Genomic DNA, 18,880 nt, shown 5'->3' with positions numbered 1-18,880 from the left:
ACGCGGGCCAAAGACCCTAGCGGGTCTCCACTGGGTGGTCGGCGGATGCGCCGTACTTCTCCAGCAGGGTGGAGGCTTCTTGCGCAGTGTCGCCTTGCGACGTCTCCGCCAGGTGCTTCAGGTTCTCCGGCAGCTCGAGACCACGGTGCGCCATCGCCTCGACGTAGAGCTTGCCGGCGCGGTAGGAGGAGCGCACCAGCGGGCCGGACATGACGGCGCCGAAGCCCATTTCGTAGGCGGCGTCGCGGTACTCGATGAACTCCTCCGGCTTCACCCAGCGGTCGATCGGGTGGTAGGTCGGGCCGGGGCGCAGGTACTGGGTAATCGTGATGATGTCGCAGCCTGCGTCCACCAGGTCGTGCAGCGCCTCGAGGACTTCCTCGCGGGTCTCGCCCATGCCCAGGATCAGGTTGGACTTGGTGATCAGACCGAAGTCGCGGGCCTGGCGGATGACATCGAGGGAGCGCTCGTAGCGGAACGCAGGGCGGATGCGGCGGAAGATGCGCGGGACGGTCTCCACGTTGTGCGCGAAGACCTCGGGGCGGGCCTCGAAGACCTCTTGGAGCAGGTCCGGCTTGCCGGAGAAGTCCGGGGTGAGGTTCTCCACGCCGGTGTGCGGGTTGAGCTCGTGGATCTTGCGCACGATCTCGGCGTAGAGCCAGGCGCCCTCGTCATCGAGGTCGTCGCGGGTGACACCGGTGATGGTGGAGTAGTTCAGCTTGAGGTTCTGCACCTCTTCTGCCACGCGGCGCGGCTCGTCGCGGTCCAGCGGGTCCGGGCGGCCGGAGGCGATATCGCAGAAGTCGCAGCGGCGGGAGCAGCGGGACCCGCCGATGAGGAAGGTCGCCTCACGCGATTCCCAGCACTCGTGGATGTTGGGGCAGCCCGCCTCTTGGCACACGGTGTGCAGGCCCGCGCCCTTGACCTTTTGTTTCATGTCCTCGTATTCGGGACCGGTCTTGACGGAGTTGCGGATCCACCGCGGCTTCTTCTCAATCGGTGTTTCGGAATTGCGCGCCTCAACGCGCAAGAGCTTGCGGCCTTCTGGTGCTACAGTCACGCTATTTACCGTACCTTCCGTGTCAAACCCTTCGAGGGGTCCGGTCGGGTGGCAAACGTGTGGTCCGCCACGACCAGCTCGCCGGACAGCGCCCGCTCCAGCTCGCGCACCATCGGGGCGGCCATATCGGCCGGGGTGATGTCGCGGCCGAGCTCGAGTGACAGGGTGGTCACATCCGCGTCGTCGATGCCGCAGGCGACAATGTGCTCGTAGTGCTCGAGGGTGTTGTTGCAGTTCAAGGCGAGGCCGTGCATGGTCACGCCGCGGGTGATGCGGATGCCCAGGGCGGCAATTTTGCGCTCGCGTGACGACGCCTCCGGGGCCACCGCCTTCGTCTCCTCCGGCACCCAGACCCCGGAGCGACCGTCGACCCGGCCCGCCGTGGTCACGCCCGCGTCGCGCACGACCTGGATGAGCGCCTCCTCTAAGCGGCGCACGTAGTCGACCACGTCCACCGGCTCGGCGAGCTTGATAATCGGGTAGACCACCAGCTGGCCCTCCCCGTGCCAGGTGATGCGCCCGCCGCGGTCCACCGGCACCACCGGCACGGGGTAGGCGGGGTCGGGCATGTCCTCCGGCTGCGTGCGCTTGCCGGCGGTGAAGGTGGAGGGGTGCTCCAGCACTAGCACTGTATCGGGCACTTCGCCTTTGGCCCGTCGCGAAGCAATGTCTGCTTGGAGGTCCCAGGCATCCTGATAGTCCACGAGCCCCAGCTCGCGCACATCAATGGGCGAGGCTGAGGCTCGGATGGATTTGTCGGCGGGGAAGAACGGATCGCGCGGGGCAGTCATGCCCCTCAACCCTAGTCCCCGGCCGGAACTACACGCCGTTGGAGGAGGCGTACTCGTCGGCGGTCATCAGCGGACCGACTTCCTCGACCTCCACCTCGAAGAGCCAGCCCTCGCCGTACGGGTCGTTGTTGATGGCCTCGTAGGCGCCGTCGATGTCCTCGTTGACCGCGGTGACCGTGCCGGTGACCGGGGAGTACAGGTCGGAGACGGACTTGGTGGACTCGATTTCGCCGCAGGTCTCGCCGGCGGTGACGGTGTCGCCCACCTGCGGAAGCTCCGCGAAGACAACCTCGCCGAGGCGGTCAGCAGCGACGTGGGTGATGCCCACGCGCACGGTCTTACCGGCGGCCTCGTCCGGGGTGGCGTTGATCCACTCGTGATCCTCGGAGTAGTAGAAGTCCTGCTTCAGCTCCATGGTTATGCGTCCTTTCGGGAGTAAAACGGGGTCGGTGCAATAGTAAACGGGTAGCGGCGGCCGCGGATGTCGATGTCCACGTCCGTGCCCTCCACAGCATGCGCCGGGTCCAGGTGCGCGAGCGCGACCGGGTGGCCCAGCGTCGGCGACGGCTGGCCGGAGGTGACCACGCCGATCTTGTCGTCGGAGTCTTTCAGGAACACTTCGGCGCCCTCGCGGGCGGCGCGGCGCTGCTCGGAGATCAGGCCCGCGATGACCACGCTCGGCTCGCGGCCGGTTAGCGCGTCCTTGCCCACGAAGTCCGCCTCCTTTTTGGCGAACGCGCGGCCCATGCCGGCCTCCACCGGGGTGATCTCGGCGGTCAGCTCGTGGCCGTACAGCGGCATGGATGCCTCCAGGCGCAGCGAGTCGCGCGCCGCCAGGCCGCACGGGGTGCCTTGATCGATGACGGCGTCCCACACCTTCTGCGCGTCCTCGCGGGTGCAGAACAGCTCGAAGCCGTCCTCGCCGGTGTAGCCGGTGCGAGCGACGAACGTTTCAACGCCGTCGAGGGTCATCCACGCGCCGGAGTAGTAGGAGAGGGCGGAGGCGTCGTCGCTAAGCAGAGGCTCCAACACCTCGATCGCACGCGGGCCCTGGACCGCAACCAGCGCGAACGCCTCGGAATTGTTGGTGAGCTGCACCTCGAAGTCGCCCTGGCGCGCCTCAAACGCAGCCCACACCGCGTTGGTGTTCGCGGCGTTGGGCACGACCATGAAGTGGTTCTCGCTGAAGCGGTAGGTGATCAGGTCATCGATGATGCCGCCGTCCTCGGCGACGATCATGGAGTACTTCGCCTTGCCGTCCTTGAGCGCGGTGAAGTTGGAGATCAGCGCGTAATCCAAAAACGCGGCGGCATCGGGGCCCTGGATGGTGATCTCGCCCATGTGGGACAGGTCGAAAATGCCCACGTCGGTGCGTACCGCGCGGTGCTCCTCCAGCTCCGAGCCGTACTTCAGCGGCATCTCCCAGCCGCCGAAATCGGTGAAGCTCGCACCGAGCTTTTCGTGCGTGGCGTGCAGCGGGGTCTGTGGCATGTGTGTTCCTCCTTAGGATTCGGTTTCGGTGTCGAAGGCTTCCGGCGGCGGGCAGGAGCATTGGAAGTTGCGGTCGCCGAAGGCTTCGTCGATACGCCGCACCGGCGGGAAGTACTTTCCGTGCACCAGCGAATCCACCGGGTATGCGGCTTTTTCGCGCGTGAACTCGTACGGCCACTCGGAGCGGATCACGCTCTCGGCGGTGTACGGCGCGTTGTGCACGACGGAGTTTTCGTACTCCACTTCGCCGTCGATGATCTCCTGGATCTCGGCGCGGATGGCGCGCATCGCCTCGACGAAGCGGTCCAGCTCTGCCAAGTCCTCGGACTCGGTCGGCTCCACCATCAGCGTGCCCGCGACGGGGAAGGCGAGGGTGGGGGCGTGGAAGCCGTAGTCGATCAGGCGCTTGGCCACATCCGCCGCGGTGACCCCGGAGGCGTCAGTGAGCTCGCGCAGGTCCAGGATGCACTCGTGGCCGACCAGGCCGTCGTTGCCGGTGTAGAGCACCGGGTAGGAATCGTTCAGCTCGCGCGCGATGTAGTTCGCGCCCAACACGGCGTGCTCGGTGGCGCTGCGCAGGCCGGCGGCACCGGACATGGCGATGTAGGACCACGAAATCGGCAGCACACCCGCCGAGCCGTACAGGGTGGAGGTCACCGGCGCGCCGCCCTCGCCGTCAGCCGCGGTCGGGTCGCCGGGCAGGAACGGGATCAGGTGCTCGCCCACGCCGATCGGGCCCACGCCCGGGCCGCCGCCGCCGTGCGGGATGGTGAACGTCTTGTGCAGATTCAGGTGGCTGACGTCACCGCCGAAGTCGCCCGGGCGGGCGATGCCGGTCAACGCGTTCATGTTCGCGCCGTCGATGTAGACCTGCCCGCCGGCCGCGTGCACCTTGTCGCAAACCACGCGCACGTCCTCCTCGTACACGCCGTGCGTGGAGGGGTAGGTGAGCATGATCGCGGCCACGGAGTCGGCGTGCTTGTCCAGCTTCGCATCCAGGTCCGCCAGGTCGATGGAGCCGTCGTCCGCGGTTTTGACCACCACGACGCGCAGGTTCGCCAGCGTCGCCGACGCCGCGTTCGTGCCGTGCGCGGAGGCCGGGATGAGGCAGATGTCGCGCTCAGCGTCGCCGTTGGCCACGTGGTACGCGCGGATGGCCAAAAGGCCGGCCAGCTCGCCGGTTGCGCCGGAGTTCGGCTGCACCGACACCTCTGCATACCCGGTGATCGCCACCAGCCAGGCGCGGATTTCGTCGATAAGCTCGCGCCACCCCTCGGTGTACTCGTCGGGGGTGTAGGGGTGCACGTTGGCGAACCCCGGCCAGGTGATCACCTCCAGGCCGGCGGTGGGGTTGAGCTTCATCGTGCACGAGCCCAGCGGGATCATCGTGCGGTCCAGCGCCAGGTCCTTGTCGCCGAGCATGCGGATGTAGCGCATCATCTGCGTCTCGGAGTGGATGCGGTTGAACGTCTCGTGGGTGAGGAACTCGGTGGTGCGCTCCAGCGCCGCGGGGATGCGCGCGGTGCCCTCGGCGACGGAAGCGCCGAAGCCAGCCAGCAGCGCCTCGACGTCGGCGTCGGTGGTGTCTTCGCCGAAGGACACGCCGACGGTGGTCTCGTCGATTGCGCGGACCAGGTACCCAGCATCCGCCAGCTTTGCGACGACCTCCGGTGCCCCCGCAACCTCCACCGCCACCGTGTCGAAGAACTCGGCGTGCTTGACTGCCACGCCGGCGGCCTCGAGCGACGCCGCGAAGTCCGCGGCGCGCTGGTGGACCGCGCGCGCGATCTCGGTCAAGCCTTGCGGGCCGTGGTAGACGGCGTACATGGACGCGGTCACGGCAAGCAGTGCCTGGGCGGTGCAGATGTTGGAGGTGGCGCGCTCGCGGCGGATGTGCTGCTCGCGGGTCTGCAGCGCCAGGCGGTATGCGGGGTAGCCCTCCGTGTCCTTGGACACGCCCACCAGGCGGCCCGGCATTTGGCGCTGCAGCTTCTCGCGCACCGCCATGTAGGCCGCGTGCGGGCCGCCGTAGAACAGCGGCACGCCGAAGCGCTGGGTGGTGCCGATTGCGATGTCCGCGCCGAACTCGCCGGGGGACTCCAGAAGCGTCAGGGCCAGGATGTCGGCGTCGACGGCGACCAGGCCGCCGCGCTCGTGGATCGCTTCGATCACCGGGCGCGGGTCCACGATGTCGCCCTCGGTGCCCGGGTAGGCGAACACCGCGCCGACGAGGTCTTCGCCGACCACGCCCTCGGCCAGGTTGGCTACCTCGACCTCCAGGTCGATCGCGCGGGCGCGCTCGGAGGCGACTGTGATCACCTGCGGGTGCAAACGCGAATCCAGAAGCACCCGGCGGCCCTTCTTCACCACGCGGGACATCAGCCCGACTGCCTCGGCGGCGGCGGATGCTTCGTCGAGAAGCGATGCGTTTGCGATGTCCAGACCGGTGAGATCTTGCACCATGGTCTGGAAGTTCAGCAGCGCCTCGAGGCGGCCCTGCGAAATCTCAGCCTGGTACGGCGTGTACGCCGTGTACCAACCGGCGTCCTCCACCACACCGCGGCGGATCACGGGCGGGGTCAGGGTGGAGGAGAAGCCCTGACCGTAAAACGCGCGCAGCACAGTGTTCTTGTCTGCGAGTTCGCGCAAGCGGTCCTGGGCCTCGTATTCCGTCAACGCCTCCGGCAGGTCGAGCGGCTGCTGCGCCAGGATGCCGGAGGGCACCGCCGCGGTGATCAGCGCATCGATGGAATCGTAGCCCAGCGCATCCAGCATTTTCTGCTGTTCTGCCTGGTCTGGGCCGATATGACGGGAGATGTAATCCAAAAGAGGGCTCCTTGAAAAATCGGGTTGTGATAACCACGCGACAGCTTAGCTGGTTCTCAGCCGCTGAAAGCCCGTTTTAGAACTCGTCCACACCCGCTTCACCGAACAGCCACGTCACCGCGATCGCGCCCGGATCCGGCACGTGTTTCGCGCTCTCGCCGAGGTAGGAAGCGCGGCCCTTTGTCGCCTGCATGCCGCGGGTCGCCTTCGCACCTTCGACCGCCGGGGCGAAGACCTGCGCGAGTACCTCGTCGACGCTGCCGGAGGCGTCCTTCGCGGCGCGTGCGGCGGGGGCGAGGGCGTCGACGAGTGTGTTGTCGCCCTCCTTCGCCCCGCCCAGCTGTGTGATGGCGTCCACGCCGCGCTCAAGCCCCTCCGCGAGCGCCTCGGCAAATGCGCTGCCGTCCGCGTCGCGCGAATCCACGCCTGCGAACGCGTCGGCCATCTGGCGGAAGAAGGTGCCCAGCACCGCGCCCGAGGTGCCGCCTGCGCGCACCAGCATGCGGTGGGCGAAAAAGTTCAGCACGTCCGCGTCGGTGCCACGCACAGGCGTGACGACGTCACCAAAGGCCGCCTCCATATTCTGGCCGAAGTCGCCGTCGCCGGCCTCGCGGTCAAGGGCAGTCAGGTCGTCGTAGCTGGCGGCGAGACGCTCGACAAAGCGGGTCAGCCACGCGTTTTCCTCGCCGCTGTCCGGCTGGGTCTCGTTGTCCACCAGGATCGCCTCGGCATACTCCGGGTCGTTGACGGTGCCGGGCCAGGCGGGGGCGGACGTTTTGGCGTCGATGAGCTCGATGAGCTCGTCGTCGAGCACGGTGAGCGTGAGCGAGATGCCCGCCATGTTCAGCGAGGTCACCAGCGCGCCGCGCATGCCGCGGCGCACCTTCAGCCCGCGGTCCGTCAGCTGCTTGAGCGCCTCGCCGAAGATCAAGTCCTGCTCCAGCTGGCTCGTGCCGCCGAGGCTGTTGACGAAGAGCATCACGTCGCCGTTGGGGTTGCCATGCGAGCCGAGGATGCCGTCCAGCAGCTCCTCCACGAGCGCCGCCGCGGTGAGCTGCGCGCCGGCGATGTCGCGGCGCTCCACGCCCGGCTCGCCGTGGATGCCCACGCCGATCTCGATCTGGCCGTCCGCCAAGTCGAACGTGGCCCGGTCCGAGGTCGGGGAGTGGCCTGGCTGCAGCGCTACCGACATGCTGCGGGACTGATCCGCCGAGCGCTGGGCAACCCTTGCTACCGCCTGCAGGTCGTCGCCGCGCGCGGCGGCCGCGCCAGCAATCTTCTCCACAATCACGGTCGCTCCGGTGCCGCGGCGGCCTGGCGAATCGTCGTTGTCGATCTCGGTTGCCACGTCGTCGTCCACCAGCACCTGCGCCACCTCGACGCCGGCGTGGTTCGCCGCCACGGTGAAGTTCATCACGTCGCCGGTGTAGTTCTTCACCACGTGCACCACGCCTTTGCCGCGGTCCGCCCACTCGGTGGCCACGCCGATCTGCACCGCGTTGGGGGAGGTGAACAACAGGCCCGGGCAGGCCGCATCCAACATGCCGGAGCCGATAGAGCCGGCGTGCATCGGCTCGTGGCCGGACCCGCCGCCGGAGATGACGGCTACTCGTTGGTCGCCTTTGGTGGCGTCGTCAAGCAAAAGCCCCACGAAGCCCTCGTCGTGCCACTGCGCGCACGGGTGCGCGGCGACAAGGCCGCCGAGGGCCTACCGCATGAAGTGGTCGGTGGCGTTACGAAATGATTTGAACGTGTCAGGCATGCCACCACTGTATGCCAAAAAGGACGAAACCCGGCACCGAAAAACGGTGCCGGGTTCAGCGCGTTCAGGGGTTAGATGTCGAGGTCAGCCTCGAAATCGCCCTCCTCGATGCGGTCCTTGATGGTGGTGACGAAACGGCCCGCGTCCGCACCGTCGATCAGCTGGTGATCGTAGGTGAACGGCAGGTAGCACATCTGGCGGATCGCAATCGAGTCGATGCCGTCCTCGGTCACGATGACCGGGCGCTTCTCAATCGCGGCGGTGCCCAGGATGCCGGCCTGCGGCGGGGTCAGCACCGGGGTGTCCAGCAGCGCGCCCTCGGAACCGATGTTGGTCACGGTGAAGGTTGCACCGGACAGGTCGTCCGGACGCAGCTTCTTGTCGCGCGCGCGGGACGCCAGGTCGGTGATCGCCTTCGCGATGTCGGCCAGGTTCATGTCCTGCGCCTTCTTGATCACCGGCACCAGCAGGCCCATCGGGGTATCCACGGCGATGCCGATGTTGACGTCGGAGTGGTAGGTGATCTCCTTCGCGTCAGCGTCGTAGGACGCGTTGACGTTCGGGTGGGACACCAGCGCCTCTGCCGTGGCCTTGATGAAGAAGGCCAGGTAGGTGATGTTTGCGCCATGCTTCTCGACGAATGCCGGCTTGACCTTCTTACGCAGCTCCGCAACGCGAGTCACGTCGATTTCCTGCACGTGGGTCAGCTGAGCGGTGGTCTGCAGGGACTCCACCATCTTCGCGGCGGTGATCTCGCGGATGCGGTTCACACGCTGGGTGGTGCCGATGAGTTCCGCCTTCGCCGGATCCACGGACTTGGTGGACCAGTTGGCGCGCGGGCCCTGCGGAGCCGCCTTCTCGTCGCCCTTCGCCGCAGCAGCTGCGTTGCCCTCGGCCTTGCCGCCTTCGGCAGCTGCCAGGACGTCCTGCTTGCGGATGCGGCCACCGACACCGGTGCCCTCAACCGAGTTCAGGTCAACGCCGTGCTTGTCGGCGAGCTTGCGCACCAGCGGGGTGACGTACGGGACGTTGCCGCCGTTGTTCACCTTCGCGGAAGCGTTCTTGGACTCATCCTTCTCAGCCTTCTCGGCCTTCGGCTCTTCCTTCTTCGGCTCCGGCTTCTTCTCTTCCTTCGGCTCCGGCTTCTCTTCAGCCTTCTCCTCGGCCGGCTCCTCAGCCTCTTCAGCCTCGTCGGCGTCGTTTTCCTCGACGGAGGCGTCGGCATCGCCGATGATGACGATGACATCGCCGACCTCGACGGTGTCGTCCTCCTCGGCGAGGATCTCCAGGATGGTGCCCTCAACCGGGGACGGGATCTCGGTGTCGACCTTGTCGGTGGAGACCTCGAGCAGCGGCTCGTCCACCTCGACCATGTCGCCGACTTCCTTCAGCCAGGTGGTGATGGTGCCCTCGGTGACGGACTCGCCCAGCTCCGGCATCTCAACCTTGGTGCCTGCGCCGCCGGAAGACTTCTTCTTCGGCTCGGCCTTCTTCTCTTCCTTGGCCTCTTCCTTCGGCTCCTCTGCGTCGGCCTCGTCGGCGTCATCAGCATCGTCGGCGTCGTCGGAAGCTGCAGCGGCATCAGCGTCGCCGACGCGGGCGATGACATCGCCGACCTCGACGGTGTCATCCTCCTCGGCCAGGATCTCGATCAGGGTGCCTGCGACCGGGGACGGGATCTCGGTGTCGACCTTGTCGGTGGAGACCTCGAGCAGCGGCTCGTCGACCTCAACCTCGTCGCCGACTTCCTTCAGCCAGGTGGTGATGGTGCCCTCGGTGACGGACTCGCCCAGCTCCGGCATCTCCACGTCGGTAGCGTCGCCGGAAGCCTTCTTGGCGGGCTTCTCTTCCTTCTTCGGCGCCTCAGCCTTCTCCTCGGCCGGCTCCTCAGCCTCGGCTTTCTCTTCCTTCTTTTCGGAGGAGGAGTCTGCTTCCTCGCCCTCGTCGCCGATGATGGCGATCACGTCGCCGATCTCAACGGTGTCGTCCTCGTCGGCCTTGATCTCCAGGATCACGCCTGCAACCGGGGACGGGATCTCGGTGTCGACCTTGTCGGTGGAGACCTCGAGCAGCGGCTCGTCCACCTCGACCGTGTCGCCGACTTCCTTCAGCCACGTGGTGATCGTGCCTTCGGTGACCGATTCGCCCAGCTCGGGCATCTCAACTGAGTGCGCCATTTCTTAAGTCTCCTCATTGAAACGTTGGAAGCTATACAGGCACAAAGCGTACCTGTAACAGGCCCCGCACGTTGCCCAAGGGGTGACCTTTCCTGCCCGAGGCGCACCGTATGATGTGGGACGTGTTCAACCTGTTCGGCAAAGGCAAGAAGTCCACGACGTTTAAACCACCCCGCGCGCCGGGGGAGACGATCCGTCCGGACGATGCGCAATACCTGCGCGACTGGGTCACCGGCCGTGCGTACGTGGAGGGCTTTGTCGAGCCGGAAACGATGGTCAACGAGATGTCCGTCGTCCTCGTGGACGAAAAAGGCAACTACACCCGCCGCCGCATCGGCGGGCCCAAGGGCATCGACCAGGTGGCCGACATGCTGGGCATCATGCTCTACGACGTCGAGGAGACCGGCTACCCCGACCGTATGCGTCGGAAAATCGAGCAGGAGCGCATCCTGCGCAAACGCGAGGAGCAAAAGCAGCGCCGCGCCCGGTTCGAGCGCGGCGAAAACCCCTACGGCGACCCCAGCAGGTAAACGAAACTCGCAAAATCTGACAGAAGCCCCGAACTAGCAGATCTTAACCTGCGGGTCAGGGGCTTATTGTCGGGCGCGCATGTAAAGTTTTGCGAGAGCGCTATTGCTTATCGACGAGGCGCGACAACGTCTCCACAATCGTCCGCACAGGCGCGCCAGTGGCACGTTTCGGGGTGTATCCGTAGGGGGTGCCGCCGTTCCAGGCGGGGCCGGCGATGTCGATGTGCGCCCACTCGATGTCTTCCGGCACGAAGCGAGACAGGTACAGGCCGGCGAACAACATGCCGCCGGTACGCGCGTTGTGGGTGTTGCGGATGTCGGCGATGGGGGACTTCAGTTCGTCCTCCTGTTCCTCCAGTAGCGGCATGGCCCAGGCCTGCTCGCCCACGCCACGGCCGGTCTCGGCGATGAGGTCGCGCAGCTCATCGGAGCCCATCACGCCTGCGGTGCGGTTGCCCAGCGCCACCAACTGCGCGCCGGTGAGCGTCGCCGTTTCGATGAGGTAGGCGGGGTCATCCTCGCAGGCGCGGGCGACGGCGTCGGCAAGCACGAGGCGTCCCTCGGCGTCGGTGTTAATGACCTCGCTGGTGATGCCGCCGTAGTGGGTGATGACGTCGCCCGGGCGGGTGGCGGTGCCGGACGGCATGTTCTCCGCCAGGGGCAGCCAGGCGTCGATGCGCACCGGCAGCTTAAGGCGCGCGGCCGCGGCGATGACGGCGAGCTGTGCTGCGGAGCCGCCCATATCGGAGATCATGTCCTCCATGCCGGAGCCGGGCTTGAGCGAGATACCGCCGGTGTCGAAGGTGATGCCCTTGCCCACCAGGCCGACCTTCGTCGATGCGCCCTCAGGCGCCCAGGTCAGGTGCACCAGGCGCGGCGGGCGCGAGGAGCCGCGGCCCACGGACAGGATGCCGCCGAAGCCCTGCTCTTCCAGCGCGGTGTCGTCCAGCACCTCGATGTCCAGGCCGGTTGTCGAGGCGACCTCGCCCATGACGGACGCGTAGGACTCCGGGTAGAGGTAGTTCGCAGGGGTGTTGACCAGGTCGCGGGCCAAGTTCACGGACTCGGCGACAATCACCGCGGCGTTGTACTCGGCCTCGTCGGCGCCGACGACGGTGACCTCGGTGGTCTGCGGCGTCTCGGCATCGGAGTTCTCGTCGTCTTGGACCTCGGCCTGGGACTTCAGGCCGGTGTAGGTGTAGCCGCCCAGCAGCAGGCCCTCCACCACAGGTGCGACGCCGAACTCGGCGGAGATGGCGGCGCGCTCCACGTCGTTCAAGGCGCGAGCGGCCGCACCCACGCCGCGGCGGACAGCTTCGTCGTCGATCTCGGAGGCGTCGCCGAGGCCGAATGCGGTGACCAGGTGGCCGTCGATAAGCAGGCGCGTCACCTCGCCCTCGGTGCCCTTGGCGCCGACCGCAACCAGCGCCTCCAGCAGGCCCTTCGGGGCGAGTGCGGTGACGGGAACCTCGATGCCGTCCTCGCCGTGGGCGACGGGGACGAGCAGCGCCGCGCCGGACGGAGCGCTTTCGCTGAGGGTTGTGCGCACCGTCGTGCCGCGGGCAGGGAGGCTGATCTCGAAGGCCATGGATGTCCTTTCGTTGTGCGGGCAATTACACCCTGGGAGCGTACTGAAATAGGGAGTACCCTGGGCCATATGTCTGAGATCGAATTCACAATCACCCCCACTGAGAATCCCACCCCCGACGCGGAGCGCGCGAAGATCCTGGCAGACCCAGCGTTTGGGCAGGAGTTCACGGACCATATGGTCTCCATCGAGTGGACCGAGGACGAAGGCTGGCACAACGCGCAGGTGCGCGCTTATGAGCCGGTCTCGCTGGACCCCGCCTCCAACGTGTTCCACTACGGTCAGGCCATCTTCGAGGGCCTGAAGGCATACCGCCACTCTGACGGCAGCATCACCGCGTTCCGCCCGGAGCAGAACGCGAAGCGCCTGAACAACTCCGCCGAGCGCATGGCGATGCCAAGGCTGCCGGAGGAGGTCTTCCTGGAGGCGGTGCGCCAGATCGTGGACATTGATTCCGACTGGGTCCCGGAGGCCGGCGGCGAGGCGTCGCTCTACCTGCGCCCGTTCATGATCGGTACGGAAAAGACGCTGGGCGTGAAGCCGTCGACAAGCTACAGCTTCTACATCATCGCCTCTCCGGCCGGCGCGTACTTCTCCGGCGGCGTGAAACCGGTCAGCGTGTGGATCTCCGAGGATTACGTTCGCGCCGCTCCCGGCGGCACCGGCGACGCGAAGTTCGCCGGCAACTACGCCGCGTCCCTGCTCGCGCAGCAGCAGGCGGCGGAGAAGGGCTGCGACCAGGTGGTCTGGCTGGATGCGATTGAGCGCAAGTACATCGAGGAGATGGGCGGCATGAACCTCATGTTCGTCGAGGGCTCGGGCGAGAACGCGAAGATCATCACCCCTGAGCTGACTGGTTCGCTGCTGCCGGGCATCACCCGCAAGTCGCTGCTGCAGGTGGCGAAGGACCTAGGTTATGAGGCGGAGGAGCGCCGGATCACCGTCGAACAGTGGCGCTCCGGCGTGGAAGACGGCACCATCACCGAGACCTTGGCGTGCGGCACCGCAGCCGTGATCACCCCGGTCGGCACCGTGAAATCCAACGAGGGCGAATTCACGGTGAACAACAACGAGGCCGGAGAGATCACCATGGCCATGCGCGAGCGCCTGCGCGGCATCCAGACCGGCGAGGTGGAGGACACCCACGGCTGGAACACCGTGCTCATTGAGGGCTAGTTGCTTGTCGACGCCCCTTCGGCCAGCACCTCACCCGCCAACTCCGCGGCGAGGTTGAGCTGTCCGAGCGCGGCCAGGGCCCCTGCGCCCTGGCCCGTTTTCATTTCCAGCGCCAACACCGGCGTGAGGCCGAGCGCCTCAAGGCAGCCGGCGTGGGCCGGTTCCGCGGTGGACTGGCCAGCGATGAGCCAGTCCTTCGTGCCGGGGGCGAGGCGCTCGGCCACGTAGGCGGCGAGGGTGGGGTAGACCTCGCCAAGCAGCACCGGGGTGCGTCGCGCTGCCGACTGGGAGATCAGGCCCACCAGGAAGGCGAAGTCCGGACCGGTGAGTTCGGCGCAGACGCGCTCAGTGTCCTCGTGGAAGCCGCGCACGCGGAACATCGCGTCGCGCACCGCGGCGACTTTCACCTTCCACACCTTGTCGTTGATGCCGGAGCCGCGGCCGATGGCCTTCACCGGCTCGGTGCGGGTGAACACGCCGTAGACGGCCGCCGCGACGGTGGTGTTGCCCACCCCGATGTCGCCGGGGATGAGCAGGTCCGCGCCCGAATCGATCTCGTTGTCGGCCACCTCCGCACCGGCGGCAAGCGCGGCGTCGAACACCTCGGGGGAGGTGGCGGCCTCCACGTCGATGGCGCCGGTGGGGGCGTCGAGGTAGTCGTCGATGAACCGCACCGTCGCACCCGTCAGCCGCGCCGCGGCGTGGGCCGGGCCGCCGCCTGCGCGCAGCTGCTGCGCCTGGGCGTCTCCCGCGTCCTGCGTCCACGCGGACACCTCGCGCGCGGCGACGCCGTGCTTGCCCGCCACGACCACAACGCGCGGGCGGACGAACGGGGCGGGGATGTCCTTGCCTTGCACGGAGGCGGTCCAGGACGCCAGCGAGCCGAGCCTGCCCAGCGCCAGCCCTGTGGCAGAGCCCGCCAACGCGTCGGCGACGGCGTGGCCGTGGGACTGCTTCGGGGCTTCAACCGGCGGAAACTGCATGGCCTAAACCTTTTCGCCCACGGCGACGCGCGGCTTCGGTGTGCGCCAGTTGCGCGGCTGGGTAGCGCGGGAGAAGGCGTACATGCCCAGACCAAAGCCGGTGTCGGCCTGCGGGAACTTCTCGCGCACCGCGCGGTTGGCGCGGATGCCGATGATGAAGCCCTCGATGAAGATGGTCAGCATGAACAGCAGGCTGAGCAGCGACAGCACTGCAGACACGCGCGGCAACCAGGTGCCAATCAGCATGATCAGCAGCAGCACGAGCGCCGCCGGCATGACGTAGTTGTTGAAGAAGCGTTTGGAGTCCACCCAGTCGCGCACGAACTCGCGCACCTCGCCGCGGTCGCGCTCGGTGAGGTAGCGCTCGTCGCCGGCGTCCATGCGGGCCTGGATTTCGCGGTTGCGGGCGCGGTTTTCCTCCCGCACCTGCTTCTTGTGCGCTTTCCACTCCTCTTTGGACATGGTCTTCTTCAGCTCTTTTTCACGCTGACGGATCTGCGCCGGGGTGGCGGCGTTGGGGTCGCGCACCACGCCGCGCTTGATCTCTTGGTCGATGCGCTTCGGCGTCGGGCGGCCCTTCGGCGGGGTGTAGCCCTTGGGGAGCTTCTTCTCCGCCTGCTCTGCTTCAGGCTTCGCGTCGGGCATTTCAACCTTCGTGGAGCCCGCCGCGCCCGCTGCGTCGGCGTTGTGCTCGGATTTCTGCCAGGGAAGTTTCACGCTCTTTAGGCTACAAGGCGCGCGAGCCCAAGTGGAATAGACCGGCGGGGCGGGCGGTTGCACAGTCTGTAGCCAGTGGCGCGTAGCATGGGCGCCACTCCACATCGAAGCTTGAAGTCGACGCACGAAGGAGACTGCAATGACTGCCCCTACCTCTACCACCGGCGTGAACCTGACCGAGGCCGCCGCAGCGAAGGCGAAGGCGCTGCTTGACCAGGAGGGTCGCAACGACCTTTCCCTGCGTATCGCTGTCCAGCCGGGCGGCTGCGCTGGCCTGCGCTACCAGCTCTACTTCGACGACCGTGACCTGGACGGCGATAAGGCCGACGAGGTCGGCGGCGTGCGCCTGGTCGTGGACAAGATGAGCGTGCCGTACCTCATGGGTGCCACCATCGATTTCGCGGACACCATCGAGCAGCAGGGCTTCACCATCGATAACCCGAACGCCGGTTCCGCCTGCGCCTGCGGCGACAGCTTCAACTAAGCACTTCCTGCTTATCGACGACTAAAGCTCCGCACCGTGAAACAGTGCGGAGCTTTTTCGTGTCCTACCGGCAGCCATGCTCCTCGGCGAGCCACGCCAGCGCGTCTGCTTCACCACCCCCAGCATCGGGACGGATGGGATCCTCCGCGAACGTTTCGCCGGTCCGGGCGCGGTCCTTCGCAATGGTGAGCATCAGGCTGCTTCCGTCGGGAAAGTCGTAGACCATGTTGGCCGAGGCATAGCCGGCCGTCGGTGCACCGAAGCTGCGTGAGCGTTCCAAGCCGCGGAACGACAACATCGTTGCTTCACCGGACGAGGCGGTGTGTTCGTCTACAAGCACAGCGGTAGGCGCGTCCCATTTGCCACCCGCGGTTTCCACAGCGCTTCCTCCGCCGTTGACCGCGTTACCACTGACGCTGACCGGCATCGAGCCGCCGGCTGTGACAAATTCGAGTACCTCACCGTCTGGAAGTAGAGGCGAGAGCCCTGCGAGCATCGGCCCCATATCGCCACCGTAGTTACCGCGCAGGTCCACGATAGCCCCACAAGCCCCATCATCCCGGGCTTGGATCAGGCCGCTGGTGAGGGTGTCCGCATATGCCTGGAGGTCAGCGTGACGGTCGATTCCAGGCACTGTCGCAACCGCGACGCCGTTTCTGACCGCTACGCTGGCGGCCTCCGTTTCAGCAACCTCGTCATCGTCGCCAGTGACCGGTGCGATCAGTTTGGAGTGCTTGCCTCCGGCGGCGTGGACCGCTTTGTTGAGTGCGGGACGGATGTCCTCGAGCGTCTCCGCATGCTTCGCTTCCTCTCGAGCGGCCGCGCTGGCCTCCGCAAACTCCGCAGAATCCGCGTAGATGCCCTGGCCGGCGAGGTCGAGCACCGTAGAGGTGTAGCGCTTCGGGGTGTCCGTGCCAAAGAACCGAGCGGTGCCGGTGTACATGGCGGTGGCAGCGGGACCGTAGACGTACAAGACGGTAGCCGCTGCGAGAATGAGCGCGACCATCAGGCCGCCGACCGTGAGAAGAACTTTGCGTGCTTTTGACATGCATCTCATCCAACCGGCGCGCAGGGCGCAGCACAACACCCCTGGCTCTACGTTTGAGGTAGTGCAGGCACTACCTAGAGCTGGACCGGGTAGTCCTTGTGCTCGATCTGCGGGTCGATGCGGTGCTCGACAAAGATGCCGTGCCAGACCATGAACGCCAGCACCGTCCACAGGCGGCGGGAGTGGTCGGAGACACCGTCGCGGTGCTCCTTGAGCATCTCCAGGACTTGGTCCTTGGCGAAGATGTCGTCGGTCTGGGATTCGCGGATGGTGTCCTGCGCCCAGCCGTAGAGTTCGTCGCCCGCCAGCCAGTGGCGCATCGGCACCGGGAAGCCCAGCTTCTTGCGGTGCAAAACGTGCGGCGGCACGATCTGCTCCATCGCCTTGCGCAGGGCGTACTTGGTGGTGCCGTTGGCGATCTTCTGGTCAAACGGGATGGTCTGGGCGACCTCGAAGACTTCTTTGTCCAGGAAGGGAACGCGCAGCTCCAGCGAGTTGGCCATGTTCATCTTGTCGGCCTTGACCAGGATGTCGCCGCGCATCCAGGTAAACAGGTCCAGGTTCTGCATGCGCGCCACCGGGTCCATCTCGGTGGAGGCGGCGTAGATCGGGGCGGTGACCTCGCGGTGGTCCCATTCGCGCTTCGCCCACGGCAGCACGCGGCTGAGCTGATCGAAGTTGAAGGAGCGGGCGTTGCCGTAGTAGCGGTCCTCGATCGGGGTGGTGCCGCGCTCGAGTAGGCTCTTGCCCTTCATGCCCTCCGGCAGCACGCGGCTCAAACGGTTCAGGCCCTTGTTCAGTGCACCCGGCAGCTTCTCAAACGGCGCGAGCGACAGCGGCTCGTTGTAAATGGTGTAGCCGCCGAACAGCTCGTCGGCGCCCTCGCCGGAGAGCACCACCTTGACGTGCTTGCGGGCCTCCTGCGCCACGAAGAACAGCGGCACCAGGGACGGGTCCGCCACCGGGTCGTCCAGGTACCACATGATCTTCGGGATGGCGTCCGCGTATTCCTCGGGGGAGACAATCTTCACGATGTGCTCCACACCGATCGCCTCGGCGGACTCGGCGGCCACGTCCACCTCGGAGTAGCCCTCGCGCTCAAAACCGGTGGTGAAGGTGAGCAGGTTCGGGTTGTGGCGCTTCGCCAGGGCGGCAATCGCGGTGGAGTCGATGCCGCCGGAGAGGAAGGAGCCCACGGTGACGTCGGCACGCATGTGCTTTTCCACCGAATTCTCAAGCGCATGCGCGATGCGGTCGTAGAGGTCCTGCTCCTTGCCCTTCGGCACTGGTTGGGATTTGAAGTGCGGCTTGAAGTAGCGGTCCGAGTGCACCTTTCCGCCCGGCTGCAAGGTGACGGTGCAGCCGGACTCGACGCGGCGGATCTCCTTGTGGAGGCTCTCCGGCTCGGGCACGTACTGCAGGTCCACGTAGTGCTCGATCGCACGACGGTCAAGATCCAGGCCTAGACCGAGCTCCGGCGCCATCTCCAGGATGGACTTCTTCTCGGAGGCGAAGACCGTGCCCTTATCGGTGGTGGCGTAGAACAGCGGCTTGATGCCGAACTGGTCGCGCGCCGCGAACATCGTCTGCGTCTCGGTGTCCCAGATGACAAAGGCGAACATGCCGCGCAGGTGCTCCACAACGTTCGCGCCCCAGTGGTGGAAGCCCACCACGATCGGCTCGCCGTCGCCGGACGTGTTGAAGGTGTGGCCAGCGGCCTGCAGTTCTTCGCGCAGCTCGATGTAGTTGTAAATCTCGCCGTTGAAGGTCAGCGCGTAGCGCTCCGGGTTGTCTGCTGGGCCCCAACGCAGCGGTTGGTGGGAGTGCTCGAGGTCGATGATGGCCAGGCGGTTAAACCCGAACACGGCCGAGTCGTCGTTCCAGGTGCCGGCCGCGTCCGGGCCGCGGTGGTACATGCACGGCAGGGCGCGCTCGACAGAATCAACGAACTTGGCTGCGTTTGCGTCCGCGGTTAGCAGGGCAAGAAGGCCACACATACTCAAACCTCTCCGTATATATAAGGTGCGCCGTTTTCACGCGGCGGGAAGTCCCCTCAACAATAAGGTTTTGCACCCCGTTTTCGTGAACCGGAACCGCCCAACTTTCGCCGTGCCCCATAAGGGGGCCAACTTAAGGATGAACTTTTTCGCGGTCTCGTTTGCTTAGCGAAGCGTTATCGTCGCTAAGCACTTGCTTATCGACAAACCTCCGGCCCCCACCGCAGCCTCCACTTTCAAGATTCCGATG

14 protein-coding genes and 1 pseudogene are annotated in these 18,880 nt (G+C 66.4%); 3 read left to right on the top strand and 12 right to left on the bottom strand.

Annotation, left to right across the window (positions count from 1 at the left end):
* Window positions 1-16: 16 nt before the first annotated feature.
* From lipA to sucB, 7 genes and pseudogenes are all read right to left on the bottom strand, one after another.
* Complete coding sequence (gene lipA, locus CIHUM_RS07675) at window positions 17-1,060, bottom strand: lipoyl synthase (RefSeq protein WP_034998476.1); 1,044 nt, start codon at window positions 1,058-1,060, stop codon at window positions 17-19.
* A 5-nt stretch (window positions 1,061-1,065) separates the two neighbouring features.
* On the bottom strand, window positions 1,066-1,851 hold the full coding sequence (gene lipB, locus CIHUM_RS07670) for a lipoyl(octanoyl) transferase LipB (RefSeq protein ID WP_034998478.1): 786 nt from the start codon (window positions 1,849-1,851) through the stop codon (window positions 1,066-1,068).
* Between the two features lie 28 nt (window positions 1,852-1,879).
* Window positions 1,880-2,266 (bottom strand): glycine cleavage system protein GcvH, encoded by a 387-nt coding sequence (gene gcvH / locus CIHUM_RS07665; protein ID WP_034998480.1) that lies wholly within the window; start codon window positions 2,264-2,266, stop codon window positions 1,880-1,882.
* Window positions 2,267-2,268: 2 nt separating this feature from the next.
* A complete protein-coding gene (gcvT, locus tag CIHUM_RS07660) occupies window positions 2,269-3,342 on the bottom strand; it encodes a glycine cleavage system aminomethyltransferase GcvT (protein ID WP_034998482.1) in 1,074 nt (357 codons plus the stop codon).
* A 12-nt stretch (window positions 3,343-3,354) separates the two neighbouring features.
* Window positions 3,355-6,168 carry an aminomethyl-transferring glycine dehydrogenase gene (gene gcvP / locus CIHUM_RS07655; RefSeq protein ID WP_034998483.1) on the bottom strand — a complete coding sequence of 938 codons (2,814 nt, stop codon included), beginning with the start codon at window positions 6,166-6,168 and terminating at the stop codon, window positions 3,355-3,357.
* A gap of 76 nt (window positions 6,169-6,244) precedes the next feature.
* Window positions 6,245-7,861, bottom strand: a pseudogene (locus CIHUM_RS07650) (dihydroxyacetone kinase family protein); the annotation flags it as partial.
* A gap of 140 nt (window positions 7,862-8,001) precedes the next feature.
* Window positions 8,002-10,107, bottom strand: a complete 2,106-nt coding sequence (gene sucB / locus CIHUM_RS07645; RefSeq protein WP_034998484.1) for a 2-oxoglutarate dehydrogenase, E2 component, dihydrolipoamide succinyltransferase — start codon at window positions 10,105-10,107, stop codon at window positions 8,002-8,004.
* A gap of 122 nt (window positions 10,108-10,229) precedes the next feature.
* On the opposite strand from sucB, the gene CIHUM_RS07640 reads away from it, so the two are divergent.
* Window positions 10,230-10,637 carry a hypothetical protein gene (locus CIHUM_RS07640; RefSeq protein WP_034999201.1) on the top strand — a complete coding sequence of 136 codons (408 nt, stop codon included), beginning with the start codon at window positions 10,230-10,232 and terminating at the stop codon, window positions 10,635-10,637.
* Window positions 10,638-10,737: 100 nt separating this feature from the next.
* Here the strand turns inward: CIHUM_RS07640 and CIHUM_RS07635 are convergent, their stop codons facing one another.
* Window positions 10,738-12,225 (bottom strand): leucyl aminopeptidase, encoded by a 1,488-nt coding sequence (locus tag CIHUM_RS07635; protein WP_034998485.1) that lies wholly within the window; start codon window positions 12,223-12,225, stop codon window positions 10,738-10,740.
* Between the two features lie 69 nt (window positions 12,226-12,294).
* Here CIHUM_RS07635 and CIHUM_RS07630 point away from each other — a divergent pair, with 69 nt between their 5' ends.
* The gene (locus CIHUM_RS07630) at window positions 12,295-13,401 is read left to right on the top strand and encodes a branched-chain amino acid aminotransferase (RefSeq protein WP_034998486.1); all 1,107 of its coding nucleotides are present in this window, start codon (window positions 12,295-12,297) and stop codon (window positions 13,399-13,401) included.
* Here the strand turns inward: CIHUM_RS07630 and CIHUM_RS07625 are convergent.
* Complete coding sequence (locus CIHUM_RS07625; protein WP_034998487.1) at window positions 13,398-14,384, bottom strand: nicotinate-nucleotide--dimethylbenzimidazole phosphoribosyltransferase; 987 nt, start codon at window positions 14,382-14,384, stop codon at window positions 13,398-13,400. The two genes, CIHUM_RS07630 and CIHUM_RS07625, sit on opposite strands and share 4 nt — an antisense overlap.
* A gap of 3 nt (window positions 14,385-14,387) precedes the next feature.
* The gene (locus CIHUM_RS07620; RefSeq protein WP_034998488.1) at window positions 14,388-15,101 is read right to left on the bottom strand and encodes a DUF3043 domain-containing protein; all 714 of its coding nucleotides are present in this window, start codon (window positions 15,099-15,101) and stop codon (window positions 14,388-14,390) included.
* Window positions 15,102-15,240: 139 nt separating this feature from the next.
* Between CIHUM_RS07620 and CIHUM_RS07615 the strand changes: the two genes are divergently transcribed.
* Window positions 15,241-15,585: a HesB/IscA family protein gene (locus tag CIHUM_RS07615; RefSeq protein ID WP_034998489.1), complete on the top strand. Its 345-nt coding sequence runs from the start codon at window positions 15,241-15,243 to the stop codon at window positions 15,583-15,585.
* Between the two features lie 64 nt (window positions 15,586-15,649).
* Here CIHUM_RS07615 and CIHUM_RS07610 read toward each other — a convergent pair whose 3' ends face one another.
* Both CIHUM_RS07610 and asnB read right to left on the bottom strand, forming a co-directional pair.
* The gene (locus CIHUM_RS07610; RefSeq protein ID WP_034998491.1) at window positions 15,650-16,633 is read right to left on the bottom strand and encodes a S41 family peptidase; all 984 of its coding nucleotides are present in this window, start codon (window positions 16,631-16,633) and stop codon (window positions 15,650-15,652) included.
* Window positions 16,634-16,707: 74 nt separating this feature from the next.
* Window positions 16,708-18,630 carry an asparagine synthase (glutamine-hydrolyzing) gene (asnB, locus tag CIHUM_RS07605; RefSeq protein ID WP_034998493.1) on the bottom strand — a complete coding sequence of 641 codons (1,923 nt, stop codon included), beginning with the start codon at window positions 18,628-18,630 and terminating at the stop codon, window positions 16,708-16,710.
* Window positions 18,631-18,880 lie beyond the last annotated feature (250 nt).

The sequence above is a fragment of the Corynebacterium ihumii genome (genome assembly GCF_028609825.1).
In the GTDB taxonomy this organism is placed as follows: Bacteria; Actinomycetota; Actinomycetes; order Mycobacteriales; family Mycobacteriaceae; genus Corynebacterium; species Corynebacterium afermentans.
Note: the sequence above shows the minus strand (reverse complement) of the source record. Positions and strands in the feature narration are given on the sequence as shown.

Coding starts and splice junctions, on each gene's coding strand:
- CIHUM_RS07625 (WP_034998487.1), bottom strand. CDS start 14,384: ATGCAGTTTCCGCCGGTTGAAGCCCCGAAGCAGTCCCACGGCCACGCC.
- CIHUM_RS07610 (WP_034998491.1), bottom strand. CDS start 16,633: ATGTCAAAAGCACGCAAAGTTCTTCTCACGGTCGGCGGCCTGATGGTC.
- CIHUM_RS07615 (WP_034998489.1), top strand. CDS start 15,241: ATGACTGCCCCTACCTCTACCACCGGCGTGAACCTGACCGAGGCCGCC.
- asnB (WP_034998493.1), bottom strand. CDS start 18,630: ATGTGTGGCCTTCTTGCCCTGCTAACCGCGGACGCAAACGCAGCCAAG.
- lipB (WP_034998478.1), bottom strand. CDS start 1,851: ATGACTGCCCCGCGCGATCCGTTCTTCCCCGCCGACAAATCCATCCGA.
- CIHUM_RS07630 (WP_034998486.1), top strand. CDS start 12,295: ATGTCTGAGATCGAATTCACAATCACCCCCACTGAGAATCCCACCCCC.
- gcvT (WP_034998482.1), bottom strand. CDS start 3,342: ATGCCACAGACCCCGCTGCACGCCACGCACGAAAAGCTCGGTGCGAGC.
- CIHUM_RS07635 (WP_034998485.1), bottom strand. CDS start 12,225: ATGGCCTTCGAGATCAGCCTCCCTGCCCGCGGCACGACGGTGCGCACA.
- sucB (WP_034998484.1), bottom strand. CDS start 10,107: ATGGCGCACTCAGTTGAGATGCCCGAGCTGGGCGAATCGGTCACCGAA.
- gcvH (WP_034998480.1), bottom strand. CDS start 2,266: ATGGAGCTGAAGCAGGACTTCTACTACTCCGAGGATCACGAGTGGATC.